16 protein-coding genes are annotated in these 17,953 nt (G+C 67.1%); 3 read left to right on the top strand and 13 right to left on the bottom strand.

The window, feature by feature from the left end; genetic code table 11:
* Positions 1–569 precede the first annotated feature (569 nt).
* From ACTJJX_RS17740 to ACTJJX_RS17700, 9 genes are all read right to left on the bottom strand, one after another.
* Positions 570–1,649 (bottom strand): general secretion pathway protein GspK, encoded by a 1,080-nt coding sequence (locus ACTJJX_RS17740; protein ID WP_016852733.1) that lies wholly within the window; start codon positions 1,647–1,649, stop codon positions 570–572.
* The gene (locus ACTJJX_RS17735; RefSeq protein ID WP_016852732.1) at positions 1,639–2,229 is read right to left on the bottom strand and encodes a PulJ/GspJ family protein; all 591 of its coding nucleotides are present in this window, start codon (positions 2,227–2,229) and stop codon (positions 1,639–1,641) included. The genes ACTJJX_RS17740 and ACTJJX_RS17735 overlap by 11 nt, the downstream gene beginning before the upstream one ends.
* On the bottom strand, positions 2,226–2,651 hold the full coding sequence (locus ACTJJX_RS17730) for a PulJ/GspJ family protein (protein ID WP_003110087.1): 426 nt from the start codon (positions 2,649–2,651) through the stop codon (positions 2,226–2,228). The genes ACTJJX_RS17735 and ACTJJX_RS17730 overlap by 4 nt, the downstream gene beginning before the upstream one ends.
* A complete protein-coding gene (locus tag ACTJJX_RS17725; RefSeq protein ID WP_003097723.1) occupies positions 2,651–3,061 on the bottom strand; it encodes a prepilin-type N-terminal cleavage/methylation domain-containing protein in 411 nt (136 codons plus the stop codon). The genes ACTJJX_RS17730 and ACTJJX_RS17725 overlap by 1 nt, the downstream gene beginning before the upstream one ends.
* Complete coding sequence (gene gspG, locus ACTJJX_RS17720; RefSeq protein ID WP_003110089.1) at positions 3,030–3,464, bottom strand: type II secretion system major pseudopilin GspG; 435 nt, start codon at positions 3,462–3,464, stop codon at positions 3,030–3,032. Before gspG ends, ACTJJX_RS17725 begins: the two co-directional genes overlap by 32 nt.
* 53 nt (positions 3,465–3,517) lie before the next feature.
* Positions 3,518–4,705, bottom strand: coding sequence for a type II secretion system F family protein (locus ACTJJX_RS17715; RefSeq protein WP_003097729.1), 1,188 nt, complete (start codon positions 4,703–4,705; stop codon positions 3,518–3,520).
* A gap of 4 nt (positions 4,706–4,709) precedes the next feature.
* Positions 4,710–6,437 carry a GspE/PulE family protein gene (locus ACTJJX_RS17710; RefSeq protein ID WP_016852731.1) on the bottom strand — a complete coding sequence of 576 codons (1,728 nt, stop codon included), beginning with the start codon at positions 6,435–6,437 and terminating at the stop codon, positions 4,710–4,712.
* A complete protein-coding gene (locus ACTJJX_RS17705) occupies positions 6,427–7,230 on the bottom strand; it encodes an ABC transporter permease (protein ID WP_003131067.1) in 804 nt (267 codons plus the stop codon). The genes ACTJJX_RS17710 and ACTJJX_RS17705 overlap by 11 nt, the downstream gene beginning before the upstream one ends.
* Before the next feature lie 589 nt (positions 7,231–7,819).
* Positions 7,820–8,572, bottom strand: coding sequence for a class I SAM-dependent methyltransferase (locus tag ACTJJX_RS17700; RefSeq protein ID WP_016852730.1), 753 nt, complete (start codon positions 8,570–8,572; stop codon positions 7,820–7,822).
* Between the two features lie 225 nt (positions 8,573–8,797).
* Here ACTJJX_RS17700 and ACTJJX_RS17695 point away from each other — a divergent pair, with 225 nt between their 5' ends.
* From ACTJJX_RS17695 to ACTJJX_RS17685, 3 genes are all read left to right on the top strand, one after another.
* On the top strand, positions 8,798–9,772 hold the full coding sequence (locus tag ACTJJX_RS17695) for a quinone oxidoreductase family protein (protein ID WP_440782014.1): 975 nt from the start codon (positions 8,798–8,800) through the stop codon (positions 9,770–9,772).
* A gap of 22 nt (positions 9,773–9,794) precedes the next feature.
* Positions 9,795–10,724, top strand: a complete 930-nt coding sequence (locus ACTJJX_RS17690) for a LysR family transcriptional regulator (protein ID WP_003162124.1) — start codon at positions 9,795–9,797, stop codon at positions 10,722–10,724.
* 182 nt (positions 10,725–10,906) lie between these two features.
* Positions 10,907–12,148, top strand: a complete 1,242-nt coding sequence (locus ACTJJX_RS17685; protein ID WP_016852728.1) for a dienelactone hydrolase family protein — start codon at positions 10,907–10,909, stop codon at positions 12,146–12,148.
* A gap of 7 nt (positions 12,149–12,155) precedes the next feature.
* On the opposite strand, the gene ACTJJX_RS17680 is transcribed toward ACTJJX_RS17685, so the two are convergent.
* The 4 genes from ACTJJX_RS17680 to ACTJJX_RS17665 all read right to left on the bottom strand — a co-directional run.
* Positions 12,156–13,118 (bottom strand): threo-3-hydroxy-L-aspartate ammonia-lyase, encoded by a 963-nt coding sequence (locus tag ACTJJX_RS17680; RefSeq protein ID WP_003090528.1) that lies wholly within the window; start codon positions 13,116–13,118, stop codon positions 12,156–12,158.
* Positions 13,119–13,280: 162 nt separating this feature from the next.
* On the bottom strand, positions 13,281–13,472 hold the full coding sequence (locus ACTJJX_RS17675; RefSeq protein ID WP_003090543.1) for a hypothetical protein: 192 nt from the start codon (positions 13,470–13,472) through the stop codon (positions 13,281–13,283).
* Positions 13,469–17,422 (bottom strand): type VI secretion system effector Tse5, encoded by a 3,954-nt coding sequence (gene tse5 / locus ACTJJX_RS17670; protein ID WP_016852727.1) that lies wholly within the window; start codon positions 17,420–17,422, stop codon positions 13,469–13,471. Before tse5 ends, ACTJJX_RS17675 begins: the two co-directional genes overlap by 4 nt.
* A gap of 49 nt (positions 17,423–17,471) precedes the next feature.
* Positions 17,472–17,953 (bottom strand): bacteriophage T4 gp5 trimerisation domain-containing protein (locus tag ACTJJX_RS17665; protein ID WP_440782013.1); only part of this gene is annotated, 482 nt, incomplete at its 5' end.

Here is a 17,953-nt window from a genome sequence, read left to right as displayed (position 1 = left end):
GCAGCGTTGCTTCCGCCGCCGGAACGGCCCAGGGACGGCCCAGCGCTTCCCCAGGCTCGGCAACCAGGCTCTCCGGGATGCGTATTCCCGCCAGCCCCCGGAGCAACCGAACCCATTGTTCTGGCTGGGGTGGGCTGGGAAAGAAATGGCTCAGGACAAGGCAGTCATCTCTCCAGACCTGGAGATCCAGCCCGGAGCGAACCCGAAGCAGCCGAACCGTCTCGCCTTCCGCGACCGACCGAGGGGGAGCCTGCAGGAGGGATTCGGGGATACAGCGATAACGCCGAGGTTGGTCGACGCAGTCTTCGGCAACGGCCTCCCGGACCTCCTCATCCCAGAACCAGACCAGAGCATGGCCACCCCGCCAGGCTACGTAATGGCCTGCGCGGCGAAAAGGCGCCAGGGCGGCAAGCTTCAACGCCAGTGCCTGATACCGGTCAGAGCGCGGTACATGATTGAGATCGAGACAGCGATAGACACACCACGCCCGATCCACGATCCACTGCGCTGGGGCGCGCCGCGCCAACCCTGTACCTCTACGTACCCACTCAAGCTGCGCCCGGCCATCCTTACCACGGCCTTGCCACAAGCGGGGCGGCAAGAACCCCGGGGGCGATATCGGGATGCAGCGGAGGATTCGAGTAGCGATCATTTATCTTCACGGACCTCTTCGAGAGAAGCTGCCAGGGTGGCAGCAGGCGGTGCTCTGAGTTGAAGCGGACCTCGTATTCCGTCCCCTGCTCGGCTCCTGGCGGGTAGAGCCGAATCGACAGGACCGGACTGGCCAGGCGCGCCCAGCCATCCTCGGGAACCAGCCTCGCATGACCCCCGAGGATGTCATGCAGGTCCGACATCCGGGTGAACGGACGCTGCCAGCGGGCTTGCAGCAGTCGGCCGACAGCGTCCTCCGGTAGTCCCCAGGCAAGAGACAGGATTCGGGCATCCGCGGTGTTGATGTTCAGCGCCGCCTCGTCCGCCGCGACCAGATCGCGCCAACCGGCGTCGAGCAAATGCGCTTCCCAGGGGCGCCAGGCCTCCAGCCGGAAGACTTCCATCACCGAGCGCAACGGACGGCGCCGGGCCTGGCCCGGAGAGGACCTGTCGCTGGCTTGCGCGGCACTACCCAGTCGTGGAGCGGCGCCGGGATAGAGATAGCTGAACCATTGGGCGACCATGACCTGCACCTGCTCGGCGGGAACCCCCAACCCCGCCAGCAGCCTGGACAGTACCCGCGGATCGATGCCGGAAAGACTGAGGCGCGCAGAGCGATCGAGCAGCGCAACGCACCAGCCATTGGCCATGCAGAACTCCCGGCCATCCAGAGGCAGCTCCCCGCCAATGGGCAGGATCGAAGTGTCCATGTCCACCTTGCTCGGCGCGGCGCCAGCATTTCCCGGTACGCTCAGGCCCGCGACGGTATAGCGCTGGGTAGCCACCAGCCATTGGACCCGCGCCAGCAAGGCATGCTCCTCCAGCTCACGAAGCAGCGCCTTGCGCCGGTTTTCCGTGGCATCCAGCGAGCGCCCGACCCAGAGTACAGCGGCACTGGCCAGCAGGGTCATGATGGCCAGGAACCAGACCACTCCGACCAGAACGAAGCCAGACGAGCGGGCAGACGCCGCATGTCGGCATGCGCCATCAGAAATCATGTTCGGCGGGCCTCGCTCTGGGCAGCGCGACCGCGACAAGGACAAACAGGCGCTCCTCGGGAGCCGTCAGTGCCATCGCCTCGGGAAGGGTATCGGCCAGTTGCGCGCTCGGCGGCCAGTCCCGGTGCCACTGGCCGTGACCGTCCAGATAGCGGAAGCGAGCTTCGCCGCGCAGATGCAGGAGGGGCCAGCGACTGTCCTCCAGCCTTCGCACATAGATCAACTCGGTCCTGTCCTCTCCTGCCCGCCGCTCGAGCCGGAAGGCCAAGGGCGTCGGGATGCCCGCACGGCGATCCAGGGCCGCGGCAGACATGGCCTCGAAACTGAGTTCGTCCCCTCGCAGACGCCAGCGGACCTCGCCAGCCTCGGGAGCGACCAGGTTCTCCACCGCATCACGGAACCAATCGAAGGTCAGCGCCCGGACCTGTCCGCGCCCCAGGCTCTGGTGCAAGGACTGGTTGGCCTTGCTGGCATAGCTCAACCCTTGCATGAGCAACGTGCCGATGAAGGAAACGACCAGCAGCACCACGATCATCTCGAGCAGGGTGAATGCACCCTGTTTTCGTCGCGAGCGGATCATGGTCCATCACCCAGTCGCGCTGGGATGACCACGTAACCGGGAAGCTCCAGTTGCAGCGTCTGCGGCGTTCCATCGCCGGCCCGGATGCTGGCGACGACCCTGAACAAGGTCACGTCGTAGATGCCCGGACTGCCGCTATGGCGGCCCACCGCCGCTTTCGACGCGGACAGCGGCGAACTTCGCCACTCCAGCCGGTAATGCCCCAACCGGACCCTGCCTGCGGGTTCGAGCGCAGGGTTCATGCGCTCCAGATAGGCCATCGCCACCCGGGCCGTCTCGATGCGCAGCTCGGCCGCCTCGACCCGCTGCATGCTCCGAAAGGCACTGTTGAGCCAGGCGAATAGCGCACCGCCGACCACTGCCAGGAGCGTCAGCGCAACCACCGCCTCCAGGAGCGTGAAGCCTTCCTGCCGCGCCGGCATCAGCGGATCGTCCCGGGCGCGCAGAGGGGTGGCTGAAGCAGCAGCGTATGTGTCGCGCGCCCATGATGGACCTGCAACTTTCCGCCCAGGCAAACTCCGTTTGCCATGTAACGTATCGGCGGCCGAGCAGTAACCGTCCAGCCATCGGGCAGTCGCAGCAACTGCTCGGGAACCGCCCCGCTCTCACCAATGAGCAGCTCCCGCCCATCGCTGCGCACGCGATAGCCCAGGGTCTGCAATTGATTGAACAGATCGTCCAGCGCGGTCCTGCGCGCCCAGGTCTCCTGCATCCTCACCAGGCCGGGCAACGCCACCGCAGCAATGGCCCCGACGATTACCAGCACCACCAGCAGTTCGAGCAAGGTGAACGCGGCCTGGTCAACGTTTGGGCGCGTAACCGACATCGGCATCCAGGCCTTTCCCACCGGGCTGCCCATCCGCGCCCTGGCTGTAGAGAGTGAAGGGTTGTTCGGCACTCGGCCTGTCGCTGTACAGGTAAGGCCGGTTCCAGGGGTCCAGCGGTACGCCGCCCTCGAGGTAGGGCCCGTGCCAGAAGGCCCCGAGACGTTCATCGGAAGGCGGCGTGTTGAGTAGCGCCAGGCCTTCTTCTTCGGTCGGCAGCCGGCCGATGTCCAGGCGCATGGTGAGCAACGCGCCCTTGAGCATCTTCACCTGGGTATCCGCCGTCTGCGCCTTCGCCTTGTCGGCCTGATTGAACAGTCGCGGCCCGACGAGCCCCATCAGCATGCCGATAATCACCAACACCACAATCATCTCGAGCAGGGTGAAGCCCTGTTGTGCAGCTCTGTTCATACGGTTTCCACTTCACGTCTCATCCAACCAGCCGCGGCATCGATACCCGGCATTCAAAGCACCATGTCGTTGGCGCTGGTAATCGCCAGTACCACGCCGGTAATGATCAGGCCGAACACAGAGCCGATCAGCAGGATCGCCAAAGGCTCGATCAGTACCAGGGCCTTTTTCATTCGCGCCTGCCCGGCCTCTCCATAGAGCGTCGCCAGGCTCTGCAGCATCTCCGCGAGCTGCCCGGAGGCCTCTCCAACCCGCACCAGGCTCGAACCGATGGACGTGACCGCCTGGCGCTCCTCCAACGCTGCCGACAAGGCGATGCCGGCCCGCACATCCTGGGTGACTCGCTCCAGGGTCCGGCGCTGCCGGGCAATGCGGACGCCAGCGGCGGAAAGCAGCAGGGCCTCCACCAGCGGCACACGATTTCCCAGCAGGGTTCCAAGCACCTTCGACCATTGCGCTATTTCCGCCTGCATCAACCATTCCCCGACTACGGGCAGGCGCACCAACTGGTCGAGCGCATGGGCGCGGAGCGCCGGATTGCGCAGCGCCACGGCGATGCCGCCAGCAAGCAGCAGGACGGCGAACGCCAGCAAGCCGGAACTCTCGTTGCTCCATACCCCGATGCTCAGCACTGCCCAGGCAAGCCACGGGAGCTGGGCAGTCTCGTTCAGGAGATTGGCGAATTTCGGAACGACGAAGACGAACAGGGTCGCCACGGCGAGCACCCCGCTGAGCACCAGAATCGCAGGGTAGATCAGCGCCCCTTGCAACTCGGCGCGGGTTCGCCGTTCGTATTCCATCTGCGTGGCACAGTCCCTCAAGGCTCCTGCGAGGTTTCCGGTCATCTCGCCGGCCGCCACCAGTTGATATACATAGCGCGGCAAGTCGAGGCCGGCGCTCTCCAGCACCACGGGAAAGGATTGCCCCTGGCGCAGGCCATTGGCCATCGCCTGCAGGGCGGTAATCAACTTCGGGTGGCGCGCGCCTCGCTCCTGAGCCTCCACCGCGTCGGCCATGCTCACTCCCGCCGCGAGCATGGTGGCCAGCTCGTGGATGGCCATGTTCAATTCCTCGGCCTTGAGCCGACGTCGCGAGCCCAGGTTGCGGCGTTTCACCTCCAGGCTGAGCGGGGTGAGCCCCTGGCGCTGCAACTGCCGCAGCGCATCCTGGCGCGTTGGGAGGCAGAGTTCGCCACGAACGCGCCTGCCCTTGCGATCGACGGCCTGGTAGATGAAATTCATGGGCTTAGCCGCTGGTCACGCGATGCACCTCGTCAAGACTGGTCATACCCAACCAGGCCTTGATCAAGCCATCTTCACGCAGATTGCGCTGTCCCTGGCTGGCGGCAAGCCGATGCATCTGTTCGAGGGAAGCTCTCTGCACGATCAGGTCGCGCATCTCGGAAGACAGATCGACGAGTTCGTAGATGCCCACACGGCCGCTGTAGCCGGTACCTTCGCAGCGGCCGCAGCCTCGCGCCACGCGCCATTGCGCTGCCTGCCCCGGGAACAGCCGCGCGGTGGCCGCCTGGGTCGCTGCCAGATCGGCCGCAGCAAGGGTTGGCTCGCAAGGTTCCGCGCAGTGGGCGCACAACCTGCGCACCAGTCGCTGGGCCTGGACACCGCGCACCGGCGAAGCCACCAGGAAGGGTTCCACGCCCATGTCGATCAAACGCGTGAAGGCGCTCACCGCATCGTTGGTATGCAGGGTCGAAAGCACCAGGTGACCGGTGAGCGAGGACTGTACGGCGATCTCCGCCGTCTCCAGGTCGCGTATCTCCCCGATCATGATCACATCGGGATCCTGCCGCAGGATCGAGCGCAAGGCGGCAGCGAAGGTCAGGCCGATGTCGGCATGGACCTGGACCTGGGTGATATTGGGCACCTGGTATTCCACGGGATCTTCCACGCTGATGAGCTTGCGCACGCCATCATTGATTTCCTCCAGCGCGCCATAGAGCGTGGTGGACTTGCCCGATCCGGTGGGGCCGGTCACCAGGATGATGCCGTGGGGTTCCGCTACCCATGCACGCATCCTCCGCAAGTGGTCCGGGAGCATCCCGAGCCGGTCCAGGCGCAACCCCTCGCGCTCCTTCGGCAACAGGCGCATGACCACCGATTCGCCATGCACCCCTGGCAAGGTGGAGACCCGCACGTCGAGCTCCGTACCGCTGACCCGGATGCTCATGCGTCCATCCTGCGGCAACCGTCGCTCCGCGATGTCGATGGCGGAGATCAGCTTGATCCGCGAGACGACCGCCGCGAATCGCTCGCGGGGAAGGCTCAGTTGGTCGTGCAGGACGCCGTCGACGCGGAAGCGGATACGGAAGTCGAACTCCCGGGGTTCGATGTGAATATCCGAAGAACGCTTTTCCATGGCCTGGCTCATCACGTTGTTGACGAGTTCGACTACCGGCGCCTCCTCCGCCAACTCCCGCAGGTAGCGGATGTCTTCGCTGCCGTAGGCGTGCCGATCCGCACCTTGCCGGGTCAGGTCCAGGGAGTGCTCCAACCAGCCGTCCAGATCCTGGGAGCGGCACAGCACTGCTTGAATCGAGCGCTCCGGATAGAAATAGCCCAGGGTTTCGCGTATCGAAGGAGATAACGGATCACGCGCCGCGAACAGCAGTTGCTCGCCCTCCTCCCAGACCACCAGCTGTTCTTCGACGAACCAATCGGTATTGATCGGGGTGCTGAGCAGGAATGCGGCGATGGACTCTTCGCTCGGCTTCCGCAGGTCGTCCCCCACCAGCGGCAACCGCAGTTGCTCCGCCAGCACCTGCATGAGGGTATTTTCCGAGATGGCTCCGGAACGCACGAGAATGCCTCCCAGGCGGCCGCCAAGCCGGCGTTGCAGGTCGAGCGCCCGCTCGAGTTCCTGGCCGCTCACCAACCCGCGTTCGAGCAAACGCTGCCCCAGCGGTATCCACTCGGCCGTCACCTGCGGGCCCGGGGAAACGGCCTCAGAGGACATCTGCAAAACCTTCCTGTACCCGACGGAACCAGAGGAAGCCCGATGAACAGACCAGCAGCGACGCAACGCAATAAACGCTGAAGACCTCAAGGGTCGGATAGGGAGCATCGAAAAGGATCGCCCTGACCATTTCCACCGGGATCGTCAGCGGATTGAGGTACAGGTAGGGCTGCATTACCGGTGGCAAGGATGACAGCGGATAGAACACCGGGCTGATGAATAGCAGAAGCACCAGGAGAAACTGGACGAACTGCCCTATGTCGCGAACATAGACCCCGAGCCCCGCGAGGAACCACGCCAGCCCCGTCACGCAGAGCAGGAAGGGGAGCAGGGCAAGCGGTAGCAGAACCAGTTGCCAGCCTGGCTCGACGCCGCTGAAGAGAAGAAAGATACAGAGCACCAGGTAGCCGAGCATGGCGTTGAAGAAAGCGGCCAGCAGCGGTGTGAGGGGGAGTATCTCCAGGGGAAAAACCAGCTTCTTCACGTAGTTGGCGTTGGCCTGGATGATAGTCGGGGCCCTGGACAGGCTTTCAGCGAGGATCCCGTTCAGCAGGAGTCCGGAAAACAGGGTCAAGGCGAAGGAAAGCGTGCTCTGGCTTCCGCCCCAGCGCGACTTCAGCACGAAGCCGAAGACAAACGTATAGATCAGCAAGAGCAGGAACGGCGAGACGATGATCCAGATGCGGCCCAACATGGCGTCGCGATAACGCAGTTCGACCTCGCGCCGGGTCATGACCAGCAGGAGCCTGATGCGACTGGCGAGACTGGCCGGTACCAAGAGGGAACCACTCACAGAAAAACTCTCCACGGCGAAGAAGAACAGAACCCGCTAACCATGAAGGATCGAAGCGAGCGGGGCCATCAGCCCCCACTACTTCTGGCGTAAGGTTTTTCTGATTCAAGAAGAGCCTTCAGAAGGCCGGAGCAAGCCGGCACTCTCGCCAACTCGATCTCCCATCGGCTCCGTACCTGCTGGAAAGCACGTGGGTAACCCCGACAATGGCAACGGCTCTCAAGGTGAGGGGCCGGACTGCGCGGAGTGCACCCTCGATTCAGCAGCCAGCGGCAGGGAAACCGGGACGAAAGCAAGACTCATCCTGCAATCGGGGCGATTTCTTCATAGCGCTGGAAAACCTGGCTCAGTGAAACGAAAGCACGCACTGAGCGCCCCGTACGCCAGGGACTGGCAACCTGCACGCCGACCCGGCCTGGGGCGGCATGGCGAGTTCGACGAATACGACTCGGCGCACCACCTGCCCCCTGCCCGCGCTCAAGCGACGCCGCGGCTGCCAGGGGGTTGCAGCGACCTGCGTAGACGGCAGGCGGACGCGATCGGCGCTCTCCCCGCCGTCATGGTTGAGTTTCGGATTGCGTCCGATGGCTCAGCGGATCACCCCGGCGCGCACCGTCAGCGGCCAACTGACCCCATAGCGCGTCTGCGGGTCGCCCCAGGCTTCGCGCAGCTCATCGACGAACGCGGCGCCCGGATCCTGGCCAAGGGCCTTGCCGGCCTCCTTCACCGCCGACCAGGTACCGACATAGCCCAGCAGTTCGTCCAGGGTCCAGGCCACCTCGATGGCCAGGTCCGGCAGGCGACGCTCCTCGAAGGGGAACGGCAGACTGCGGTAGCCCTCCTCCACGTGGCGCCGCTCGGCAGGCCAGTAGGGGCCGACGACCTGGTGGTAGAAGTGCTGGACCAGCGGTTCCATGGGTCCGTCGACATGCAATACGCCATAGGTAACCAGGGCCAGGATGGCATCCGCGCGGGCCACACGCCGGACTTCCTCGTAGAAGCGCGGCAGGTCCAGCCAGTGGGCGGCCTGGGCGACCGTCACCAGGTCGGCGCTGGCCGCCGCCAGTCCGCTGTCCTCGGCCAGGGCCACGCGATACTCGACCCGCTCGCGAGCCTGCGCCTTGTCGATCTGCGCGGCGCTGGCGTCGGTACCGACCACCCGTTCGAAACGCTCGGCCAACAGCACCGTGAGCTGTCCGGTGCCGCAGCCGCAGTCCAGGGCCAGGCGGGTGCCGGGGCAGAGCGCGGCCAGCTCGTCGACCAACTGCGCCGGGTAGGTCGGACGATGTGCGGCGTAGTTCGCCGAACCCGTGGAGAAATGATCCTTGAAAGGTGCCGTCATGGGACTCTCCCGAAATGATCCCGGCGACCACAGGGACCATGGCCGTCCAGGCTGCCGCCTTACACTAGGCGAATCCTGTCGATACGGAAACACGACTTTCGGTCACCTTGGAGCACCGTCTCACTACTGCATGCGGTGCAGCAATCAACTGCAAAGAACCTACCTGGTCATCCCCGGATGCTTCATTAGACTGCCGGAACGACGAACGCAGCCAAGGAGACCGCCATGCCCAGTCGCATCACCCTCAACGCAAACGGAGGCCCCGAGGTCCTGCGCCTGGAGAAAGTCCAGGCGCAGCAACCGGGCCCCGGCGAGGTCTGGCTGGAGCAGGCCGCCATCGGCGTCAATCCGCTGGACCTCGGCCAGCGCTCGGGAGCGGTACCGATTCCGCTGCCGTCCGGCCTCGGCCTGGAAGGCGCCGGAGTGGTCGCCGCGCTGGGTCCGGGAGTCTCCGGACTGGCGCCGGGCGACCGCGTCGCCTATGCCACCGGCCCGCTGGGCGCCTATGCCAGCGCCCGGCTCTACCCCGCCGAGCGCTTGCTGAAGCTGCCCGACACACTCGCTTTCGAGGACACGGCGGCGCTGCTGTTCAAGGGCATCACCGCGCACTACCTGCTGCACGCCACCTACCCCGTCGGGCCCGGCACACGCATCCTGCTGTACGGCGCGGCGGGCGCCGTCGGCCAGTTGATGGCGGCCTGGGCCCGGCACCTGGGCGCCTGGGTGATCGGCGTGGTGTCGAAGGCGGAAAGCGTCGAGCGGGCCAGGGCTGCCGGCTGCGACGAGGTGCTGGTGTTCGACGCGGCCAGTCTCGCCGCCCAGGTCGCCGAGCTGACCGCCGGGCGCAAGGTCGATGTGGTCTACGACCCCATCGGTCGCGCTACCTTCGAGGCATCCCTGAACAGCTTGCGTCCGCGCGGCCTGCTGGTGTCCTTCGGCGCTACCTCCGGCGTGCCGCCAGCCGTCGAAGTCGCCACCCTCAACGCCAAGGGTTCGCTGTTCCTCACCCGTCCCTCGCTCGCCGCCCACACCGCCAACCCGGAGGAATACCGGCTACGCGCGCAGGCTGTGCTGCGCGCCCATGCAGACGGTGTCATCCAGCCCCGGGTCTGGCGGCGCTACCCGCTGGCCGAGGCGGCCGTGGCGCATACCGATCTGCTGGAGGGACGCTCGCAAGGCGCGCTGGTACTCTTGCCCTGACCCACCCGCAAGAGGCGCATGCATGCAACCGTTCGACAGCCGGCAGGCCGATGAAGTCGCCACGCTCCTGGCCCTGGCCGAGCACGGTTCGTTCGCCGCCGCCGGCCGCGCCCTGCAACGCCATCCCTCGGTGCTCTCGAAGCGGCTCGGCGCACTGGAGCGTCGCCTCGGCATCCGCCTGGTCGAACGCACCACCCGGCAACTGCGCTTCACCGATGAAGGCGAGCGCCTGGCGAGCCGCTTCCGCCAGGCCGTCGACCTGCTCGACGAGGCCGAGCACGAAGCCAGCCTGGGCGCCGCGCAACTGCGCGGACGCCTGCGCATCGCCCTGCCGTCGGCGATGGGCCGGCTCTGGCTCGGTCCGCTGCTGGCGGAGTTCGCCCTGGCGCATCCGCAGGTGGTGCTGGAAACCGACTATTCGGAGCGCTTCGTCGACATCATCGCGGAAGGCTTCGACCTCGCGATCCGGGTCGGCGAACTGGCCGACAGCCGCCTGGTGGCCAGGCGGCTGTGCGCCCATCGGCGCATCCTCGGTGCCGCTCCCGACTACCTGGAGCGGCATGGGGTACCGCGTATCCCGGCCGACCTGGCGGCACACAACTGCCTCGGCTTCAGCGGACTGCACTCGTACCCGGAATGGAAGCTGACCCGCCAGGACGAACAGCAGCCCGTGCGGGTACGCGGCTCGATGGTCAGCAACGACAACGAGGCCCTGCTCTGCGCCGCACGCCAGGGCCTGGGTATCTTCGCCGCCGGCGAGTGGCTGATGAGCCGCGACCTCGAAGCCGGCAGGCTGGTACGGGTGCTGCCGGAGTGGAAACTGGACGCCGACGCCGGCGTCTACCTGGTGCGCCCCTCGGCGCGCTACGCCACGGCGGCGGCCAGCGCGTTCCGCCAATGGGTGGAAGCGCGGTTCGCCGCTGGCCCGCCCTGGCAGCGCCAGCGGGCCTGAGCGGTATCCGCGAGCGGCTCGCCGAGGAGCGCGCCGCCTCCCGCCCCTCGCTCCCGGACAATCCGGATACCCTCCCGCCAGCATGCGGATAGCCAATGACCCGCCGACCGGTTCCTACTAGGCTGGTTCGCTTCGCTTTCCCGTTTTCCCACTCCAACAACAACCCGATGAGGAATCCAGGCATGGGACAGTACGTCAGCATCGCCGCGTCCGACGGCAGCGGCCGGTTCGACGCGTATCTCGCGCTCCCCGCCAGCGGCAAGGGGCCGGGCGTGGTGATCGGTCAGGAAATCTTCGGCGTCAACGCGAACATGCGCGCGGTGGCCGACCTGTACGCCGAAGAGGGCTACGTGGCCCTGGTCCCCGACCTGTTCTGGCGGCTGCAGCCGGGGGTCGACCTGGGCTACGACGAAGCGGCCTTCGCCAAGGCCATCGAGCTGTTCCAGCGCATCGACCTGGACGCCGCGGTGGACGACATCGCCGCCTGTATCGAGCACCTGCGCCAACGCGAGGAGGTGGTCCACGCCGGGATCGGCTTCGTCGGCTTCTGCATGGGCGGCAAGCTGGCCTACCTCGCCGCGACGCGCACCGACGTCTCCTGCTCGGTGGGCTACTACGGCATAGGCATCGAGGCGCTGCTCGACGAGGCGAAACAGATCAAGGGCCGGCTGGTGCTGCATTTCGCCGAACAGGACGCCTACTGCCCGCAGCAGGCCCGCGACGCGATCCTGCCCTGCCTGCGCAACCTGCCCAAGACCGAGTTGTACCTCTACCCCGGCGTCGATCACGCCTTCGCCCGCGTCGGCGGCATGCACTTCGACAAACCGGCCTACCTGATGGCTCACGAACGCAGCATCGCCGCCCTGAAGCGGGAGATCGGGCCGAACTTCGACCTCTCCGCGCTGTGGGACGAGCATGTGCGCCACGAGTTCGATACCCGCGACGTCGCCGCGACCATGGCGACCATGGTCGCCGAGCCCTACGTCAACCATGTCCCGACCCTCACCGGCGGCGTCGGCCAGCGCGAACTGAGCCGCTTCTACCGCCATCACTTCATCCACGGCAACCCGCCGGACATGACCCTCACGCCGATTTCGCGGACGGTGGGGGCGCTGCAGGTGGTCGACGAGTTCGTCATGCGCTTCACCCACAGCTGCGAGATCGACTGGCTGCTGCCCGGCGTCCCACCCACCGGGCGCTTCGTGGAAATCCCCATGCTCGGCGTGGTGCGCTTTCGCGGCGACCGCCTTTACCACGAGCACATCTATTGGGACCAGGCCGGCGTGCTGGTGCAGATCGGCCTGCTCGACCCGCAGGGCCTGCCGGTCGCGGGGGTGGAAAGCGCGCGCAAGCTGCTCGACGAAAGCCTGCCGTCGAACCGCCTGATGGCGCGCTGGGCAGCCAGCGAAGGACTCGGCCTCTAGCGGCCGGCTAGCCGCCGAGCAAGGCGCAGAAACGCGCCAGGTCGACGTTACCGCCGCTGAGCAGGATCCCGACCCGCTTGCCGCGCAATTCGTCCTTGCGCTGGCGGGCGGCGGCCAGGCCGAGGCAACCGGTGGGCTCGACCAGCAGCTTCATCCGCGCGGCGAGGAAGCGCATGCCATCCACCAGTTCGGCGTCGCTGGCGGTGAGGATGTCATCGACGTTGCGCTGGATCAGCGGGAAGGTGAGATTGCCCAAATGCTGGGTCTGGGCGCCATCGGCGAGGGTCTGCGGCGTATCGATATGCACGATGGCGCCGCTGCGCAGCGAACGCTGGCCATCGTTGCCGGCCTCCGGCTCCACCCCGTAGATCCGGCAGGCCGGCGCCAGCGCGCGGATCGCCAGGGCGCAGCCGGAGAGCAAGCCGCCGCCGCCGAGGGGCGCGAAGAAGGCGTCCAGCGGACCGACTTCTTCGAACAGTTCCTTGGCCGCGGTGCCCTGCCCGGCCAGCACGTCGGGGTGATCGTAGGGCGGGATCAGGGTCAGGCCATGGCGCTGCGCCAGGTCGCGGCCGATCTGCTCGCGATCTTCCGTATAGCGGTCATAGAGCACTACCTGCCCGCCGTAGCCACGGGTCGCCTCGATCTTCACCGCCGGCGCGTCGGCCGGCATCACGATGGTCGCCGGGATCCCCAGCAAGCGCGCCGAGAGGGCGATGGCCTGGGCGTGGTTGCCGGAGGAGAACGCCACCACCCCGGCGGCACGCTGCTCGGCGGAAAACCGCGACAGCGCGTTGAAGGCGCCGCGGAACTTGAACGCTCCCATGCGCTGCAGGTTTTCGCATTTGAAGAAGACTTCCGCGCCGAGTTCTTCGTCGAGGGTACGCGAGGACATCACCGGCGTGCGGTTGGCATGCCCGGCGATCCGCGCGGCGGCGGCGATCACATCGTCGTAGGTAGGCAGGTCGTGCATGGTCGGCTCCTCGGACCTTGGCAAAGAAGACAGGCAGGTCGCCAGGTTACCAGGCGAACGCCGCCAGCAGCGCCTGCGCGACAGCATCGGCGGCGGAAGACTGGCGGAGCCATTGACGAAGAGGCCCTGCATGGGTCGATGCTCCGCGATGCCGGGTCGGCCTCACTCGTCCAGGTAGCCGTCCCTGATGCCCTTCGAGCGGCGGTAGAGGTAGAGCCCGAGGCGCAGCACGACGAGCACGCCGAAGAACACCCCGACGGTCACCCAGGTGTTGCCGAAGAACCATTCCAGGCAGACATAGAGCAACGCCAGCGGTATGCAGACGAGGGTCATCAGCAGGTAATGCTTGATCATTGCGGCGGGCACTCCTCTTCTTCGTCCTTCAGCGGGCATTTGACGATCTGCTTGCCCGTCTGCCAGGCGGCCTGGGTGGCCACGGCCTTCTTGATGGTATCGGCATGGGCGGCCTTGCGCGCGGCCAGCTTGGCCGCGCGGTTGGCGGTGTTGGCCGCCTGTCCGGAAAGGGTCCTGATCGCCTTGGCGGACTGCACCACGGTCTTGCCGGTGCTGAGCATGCCCGGCGCCACGGTGCCGATGGCCGCCGAGGCGCCGACGTGTTTCCAGTTGATGTCGATGCACTTCCACTTGATATCGGTGAGGTCGCGATCGCTGTCCCAGTTGTCCTTCATCTGCCCCAGCACCTGCTTGCCGGTCTGCATCCCCAGCTCGATGCCGGCGCCCAGCGCCGCTCCGATCGCGGCGCGGGCGGCGAAGGCGCCGATCACCACCAGCGGGATGATCAGGCCGGTGGGATCGTAGGCCAGCGTGGGCGCGTTCAGCGCGTAGGCATAGGGGTTGGGGCCACCGCCTAGGCCGAGCGGGTCCTGGCTGGCATAGCGCCCGGCTTCCGGCAGGTAGTAACGGTAGCGGTTGTAGTAGAGGCCGCTTTCCTCATCGTGGTACTGCCCCTGGAAGCGGATCGGCTGCGCACCCGGCTGTCGTTCCGGCGCTACCGCCCGCCAGTCGTCCGGAACGCCCTGCCAACGCAGTTGGCCACGTTCGTCGCTCAGCTGCAGGGGGGTACCGAGGTGATCGGTGTGGAAGAAAGCGATCCGCGCCTCGCCCAGCGCCGGCACGCATTGCGCCGGCAGCGGCTGGCCTTCGGCGGCGAACGCCTGGCGCAGTTGCAGCAGCTCCGGGGGATCGGGCTCGCAGGCCTGCTCCAGGCGCAGCAACGGGACGAAACCGCCCGGTTCGTGAACGGTGGTGCGCAGTTCCCGCGCAAAGGCTTCGGCGCATTGGCGATCGCCGTCCCAGCCGAAGCGCACCTGCTGCTCGACACCGTCGCGCAGCACCACCTTGGCGATCCGTCGCGACAGCGCGTCGTAGCGGTAGCGCGCCTCCAGCCGCGTGCCGTCGGCGTAATCGCGCGTCAGATGGACCAGGCGCTGCGCGCCGTCGTAGGCCAGGCGCAGGCGCTCGCCGTCGGCGCCGATACGCTCGACCAGGTTGCCCAGCGCATCGAAGCGATAGCGGTTGCCGGCGATCCTCTCCACGCGGTTGCCGGCCCAGCGCGCCGGGCCTTCGCCGGCCTGGCTCGCGCGCGTCTCGGAGCGACTGAAACCGGAGCGGTACAGTTCGTTCTCGGCGAATGCCTGGCGAGCGTCCTCGCGCGCGTACTCGCCGACGCCCTCCAGGCGGTTGCCGGCGGCGTCGTAGCGGTAGGTGCTGGCCGCCGCGCCAGCGCGCCGGCTGGCCAGCAGGCGACCGCCGAGGTCGTATTCGTAGCGCACCGACGGATACTGGTTGTCGTCGATGCCGACCAGTTGTCCAAGTCCGTCGTAGCGATAGCCGCGCTGCCAGTCGAAACCGCCGGCCAGACGCAGGCGGCTGCGCTGCAGGCGTCCCAGCGGCGCGTGCTGGCGCTCCTGGGTGAACAACGCGTCATCCTGCCCGTCGCGGCGGGCGTCGCGACGCACCTCGCGGTGCAGGGCATCGCGCTCGAAGGCCAGCTCGACCGCACCGACCAGCGCGCCGTGCAGATGACCCGGGCCATAGGTCAGCCAGGCGACCGGCGGCGCGTCGCCGTAGCGGCTGGTCTGGCGCACGCCTAGCGCGTCGTGGCTGTGCTCGACGCTGTAGACCCAACCGTCGGCATGTACCTGGCTTTCCAGGCGCAGGTTACCGACCTCGTCGTACGTGTAGCGCACCTCGCAATCCGCCCCGCCGGCGCTGGCCAGGCGGCCGTCGGCCAACCAGCGGTAACGCTCGACCAGGGCCGGTGCGTGCTCGGTGGCGGGAACCCGGATGCTCGCCAGGCGGCCGTCGCGGTCGTAGGCATAGGTGGTCTCGCGACCGTCGGCATCCTCGCGGGCGATCAGTTCGTCAGCGGCGTTGTAGCGATAGCGTTGGCGACGACCGTCGAAGCCGGTCTCTTCCACCAGACGGTCCAGCAGGTCGTAGCGGAACTGCGCCTGGACGCCGTTCTCGTTGGTCAGGGCAACCAGCCTGCCGGCTTCGTCGTGCAGGTAGGACAATTCGCCGCCGCCGGCGTCGGAAACCCGCGCCAGCAGATCGCCGTGCCCCCAGGAAAACAGCGTGGCGTGCCCCTCGGCATCGGCGATACGGGTCTGCCGCCCAAGGGCGTCGTATTCATAGCTCAGGGCGCTGCCGTCGGCCAATTCCAGGCCGATCAGTTGCCCCAGCGGGTCGTAGCGGCGCCGGGTCAGTTGTCCCAGCGGGTCGCTGCTGGCGACCAAACGTCCTTCGTTGTCGTAGTCGTAACGCCAGACCTGGCCGGAACAATCGGTCAACGCGGCCAACAGGCCGAAGCGGTTCCACTCCAGGCGCCGCTCGCCGCCGCGCGGGTCGACGATTCGCGTCGGCCGGTCGGGCAGGCGCGGGTCTTCGTAGGCGTAGCGGGTGCTGCCGGCCGGGCCACGCACCGTCGTCGCATTGCCCCGTTCGTCGCGCTCGAAGGTCCAGCGGCGCTGCATCGCGTCCTCCAGCTCGACCAGCAGCCCGGTCTCTTCGTCGACGCGCTTGCGATAGCGCGCCTTGCCCGGCGACTCCTCCTCGAGCATCCGCCCCTGGCCATCGCGCCGGCGCCGCGTCTCCCGTCCCAGCGGATCGCGCATGGCGACCAGGCGGCCGAACAGGTCGTAGTCGAACTCGCTACGGCTGCCGTCGGCCCTGACCAGCGCGGTCCAGCGCCGCTGCCCGCCCTCGCCGGCGAACTCGTAGCGTTCGACGCGGCCGAGGCTGTCGCTGACCTCGGTGGCATCGCGTAGGTAGCGGAAGGTACGGGTCAGGCCGCCCGCCTCGATCTGCTTCACGACCCGCCCGTGCGGAGCATGGACATCCCACTCGTAGCGAACCTCCAGCCCGCCCGGTTCGCCGTGGGCGACCAGCATGTGCTCGCGCCAGGCGAATACCCGGACCACCTGGCCAAGACGGTCGCGCACGGCGATCAGATCGCCGCTGTCGCTGAACTGGTAGCGCACCAGCCAGTCGAGCCCCGGGCTCTGCGGATCGATGTAGTCCGGAGGCGGTCCGTCGTGGCTGGCCAGGATCACGCCGAACAGACGCAGGCCGTCGTCGCCCTCGCTCGGCTCGCAGGCTTGCTGGTAGACCAGCGCATAGCTGCGCCCGGCGCTGTCGCGCACGCCGGTGAGCAGGCCACGTCCGCTCCAGCGGAACTCGGTGCGGTAGCCGGCGCGGCCGAAGCTGGCCTGCAGGCGCCAGATACCGTCGGGGCAACGCTGGAAATGCAGGTAGCTGTGGCCGGACAGCACCAGCACGGAGCCCTCCTGCGTCTGCAGTTCGGCCGGCACCGCCGCCCAGCGCCCGCGCCAGGCCTGCGCTTCGCCGCCGCTCGAACCGCCGCGGCGCAGCCACAGCTCCTCGCTGCCGGAATAATGCTGGGCGCCGGGAGCCAGCGCAGGAAAGCCGATCCGGCGGCCCTGGGCGTCGACCAGCACGCAGGCGTCTTCGCTCAGTTCCAGGTGCATGCTCTCGCCCGGCAGCCACCAGCCCCGGCCGAGCCGGCCGATACGGGGGTTGCTCGACAGGTAGCCACGGGCGAAGGTGAAGGTGTCCGGCGCCGCCAGGGCGAAATCGACCTCTTCCGGCAGCAGCTTGCTGCCGAGCATCGGGTTGACCGGCTTGCCCACCAACGGCACGCAGGCGGACACCCGGTCGGCCAGGCCGACCGCGCTGCTGCCGACGTGCACGGTGGGCGAGCCGGTGGAGATAACCCCTCCCGAGACTTTCTCGCCGACATGGGAAACCGGTAGGCCGCTCATCTATCCATCCTTCCTTGGGAAAAGCCGCGACAGGACATCCGCCCGCCGCTCAACAGTTGATATCGACATTGGGCGAGAGGATCTCGATCTCCCCCGGCGTCAGGCGGATCGTGCTCTGGCCGCAGCGCAAGAGGATCTCGCGGTCGGCGGTCAGCTCGATGCGCTGGCTGCCGAGGGTGATGCTCTGACCGTCCAGGGTGATCTTAGAGCCATCGTCGCTGCCGCCCACGCTCACTTCGTAGCTATCGCCCACCGACAAGGTCTTCTTCTTCATCACCTGGGTGCTCTGGTTCAGCCCGACCACGGTGTTCATCATCATGCCGACGTTCAGGCTGTAGCCGAGCCCGACGTTTTCCATGCGCCCCATGCCGACGTTCTGCAACGAGGCCATGAGGATGGTTTCCGTCTTGTTCATGCCGATCCTGACCGTCTCGTTGCGGTCGACCGTCTTGCTGCGGTTGGCATGCACGGTGATGGTCTCGTTGTTGTCCACGGTCTCGGTGCGATCGTGCTTCACATGCACCGTCTCGT

It is taken from the genome of Pseudomonas sp. 22490, assembly GCF_052044465.1.
Classification (GTDB): Bacteria; Pseudomonadota; Gammaproteobacteria; order Pseudomonadales; family Pseudomonadaceae; genus Pseudomonas; species Pseudomonas aeruginosa.
Note: the sequence above shows the minus strand (reverse complement) of the source record. Positions and strands in the feature narration are given on the sequence as shown.

What these genes read in the sequence shown, in the direction of transcription:
- ACTJJX_RS17740 (WP_016852733.1), bottom strand. Translation starts at nt 1,649, where the DNA reads ATGATTTCTGATGGCGCATGCCGACATGCGGCGTCTGCCCGCTCGTCT.
- ACTJJX_RS17735 (WP_016852732.1), bottom strand. Translation starts at nt 2,229, where the DNA reads ATGATCCGCTCGCGACGAAAACAGGGTGCATTCACCCTGCTCGAGATG.
- ACTJJX_RS17730 (WP_003110087.1), bottom strand. Translation starts at nt 2,651, where the DNA reads ATGCCGGCGCGGCAGGAAGGCTTCACGCTCCTGGAGGCGGTGGTTGCG.
- ACTJJX_RS17725 (WP_003097723.1), bottom strand. Translation starts at nt 3,061, where the DNA reads ATGCCGATGTCGGTTACGCGCCCAAACGTTGACCAGGCCGCGTTCACC.
- gspG (WP_003110089.1), bottom strand. Translation starts at nt 3,464, where the DNA reads ATGAACAGAGCTGCACAACAGGGCTTCACCCTGCTCGAGATGATTGTG.
- ACTJJX_RS17715 (WP_003097729.1), bottom strand. Translation starts at nt 4,705, where the DNA reads ATGAATTTCATCTACCAGGCCGTCGATCGCAAGGGCAGGCGCGTTCGT.
- ACTJJX_RS17710 (WP_016852731.1), bottom strand. Translation starts at nt 6,437, where the DNA reads ATGTCCTCTGAGGCCGTTTCCCCGGGCCCGCAGGTGACGGCCGAGTGG.
- ACTJJX_RS17700 (WP_016852730.1), bottom strand. Translation starts at nt 8,572, where the DNA reads ATGACGGCACCTTTCAAGGATCATTTCTCCACGGGTTCGGCGAACTAC.
- ACTJJX_RS17695 (WP_440782014.1), top strand. Translation starts at nt 8,798, where the DNA reads ATGCCCAGTCGCATCACCCTCAACGCAAACGGAGGCCCCGAGGTCCTG.
- ACTJJX_RS17690 (WP_003162124.1), top strand. Translation starts at nt 9,795, where the DNA reads ATGCAACCGTTCGACAGCCGGCAGGCCGATGAAGTCGCCACGCTCCTG.
- ACTJJX_RS17685 (WP_016852728.1), top strand. Translation starts at nt 10,907, where the DNA reads ATGGGACAGTACGTCAGCATCGCCGCGTCCGACGGCAGCGGCCGGTTC.
- ACTJJX_RS17680 (WP_003090528.1), bottom strand. Translation starts at nt 13,118, where the DNA reads ATGCACGACCTGCCTACCTACGACGATGTGATCGCCGCCGCCGCGCGG.
- ACTJJX_RS17675 (WP_003090543.1), bottom strand. Translation starts at nt 13,472, where the DNA reads ATGATCAAGCATTACCTGCTGATGACCCTCGTCTGCATACCGCTGGCG.
- tse5 (WP_016852727.1), bottom strand. Translation starts at nt 17,422, where the DNA reads ATGAGCGGCCTACCGGTTTCCCATGTCGGCGAGAAAGTCTCGGGAGGG.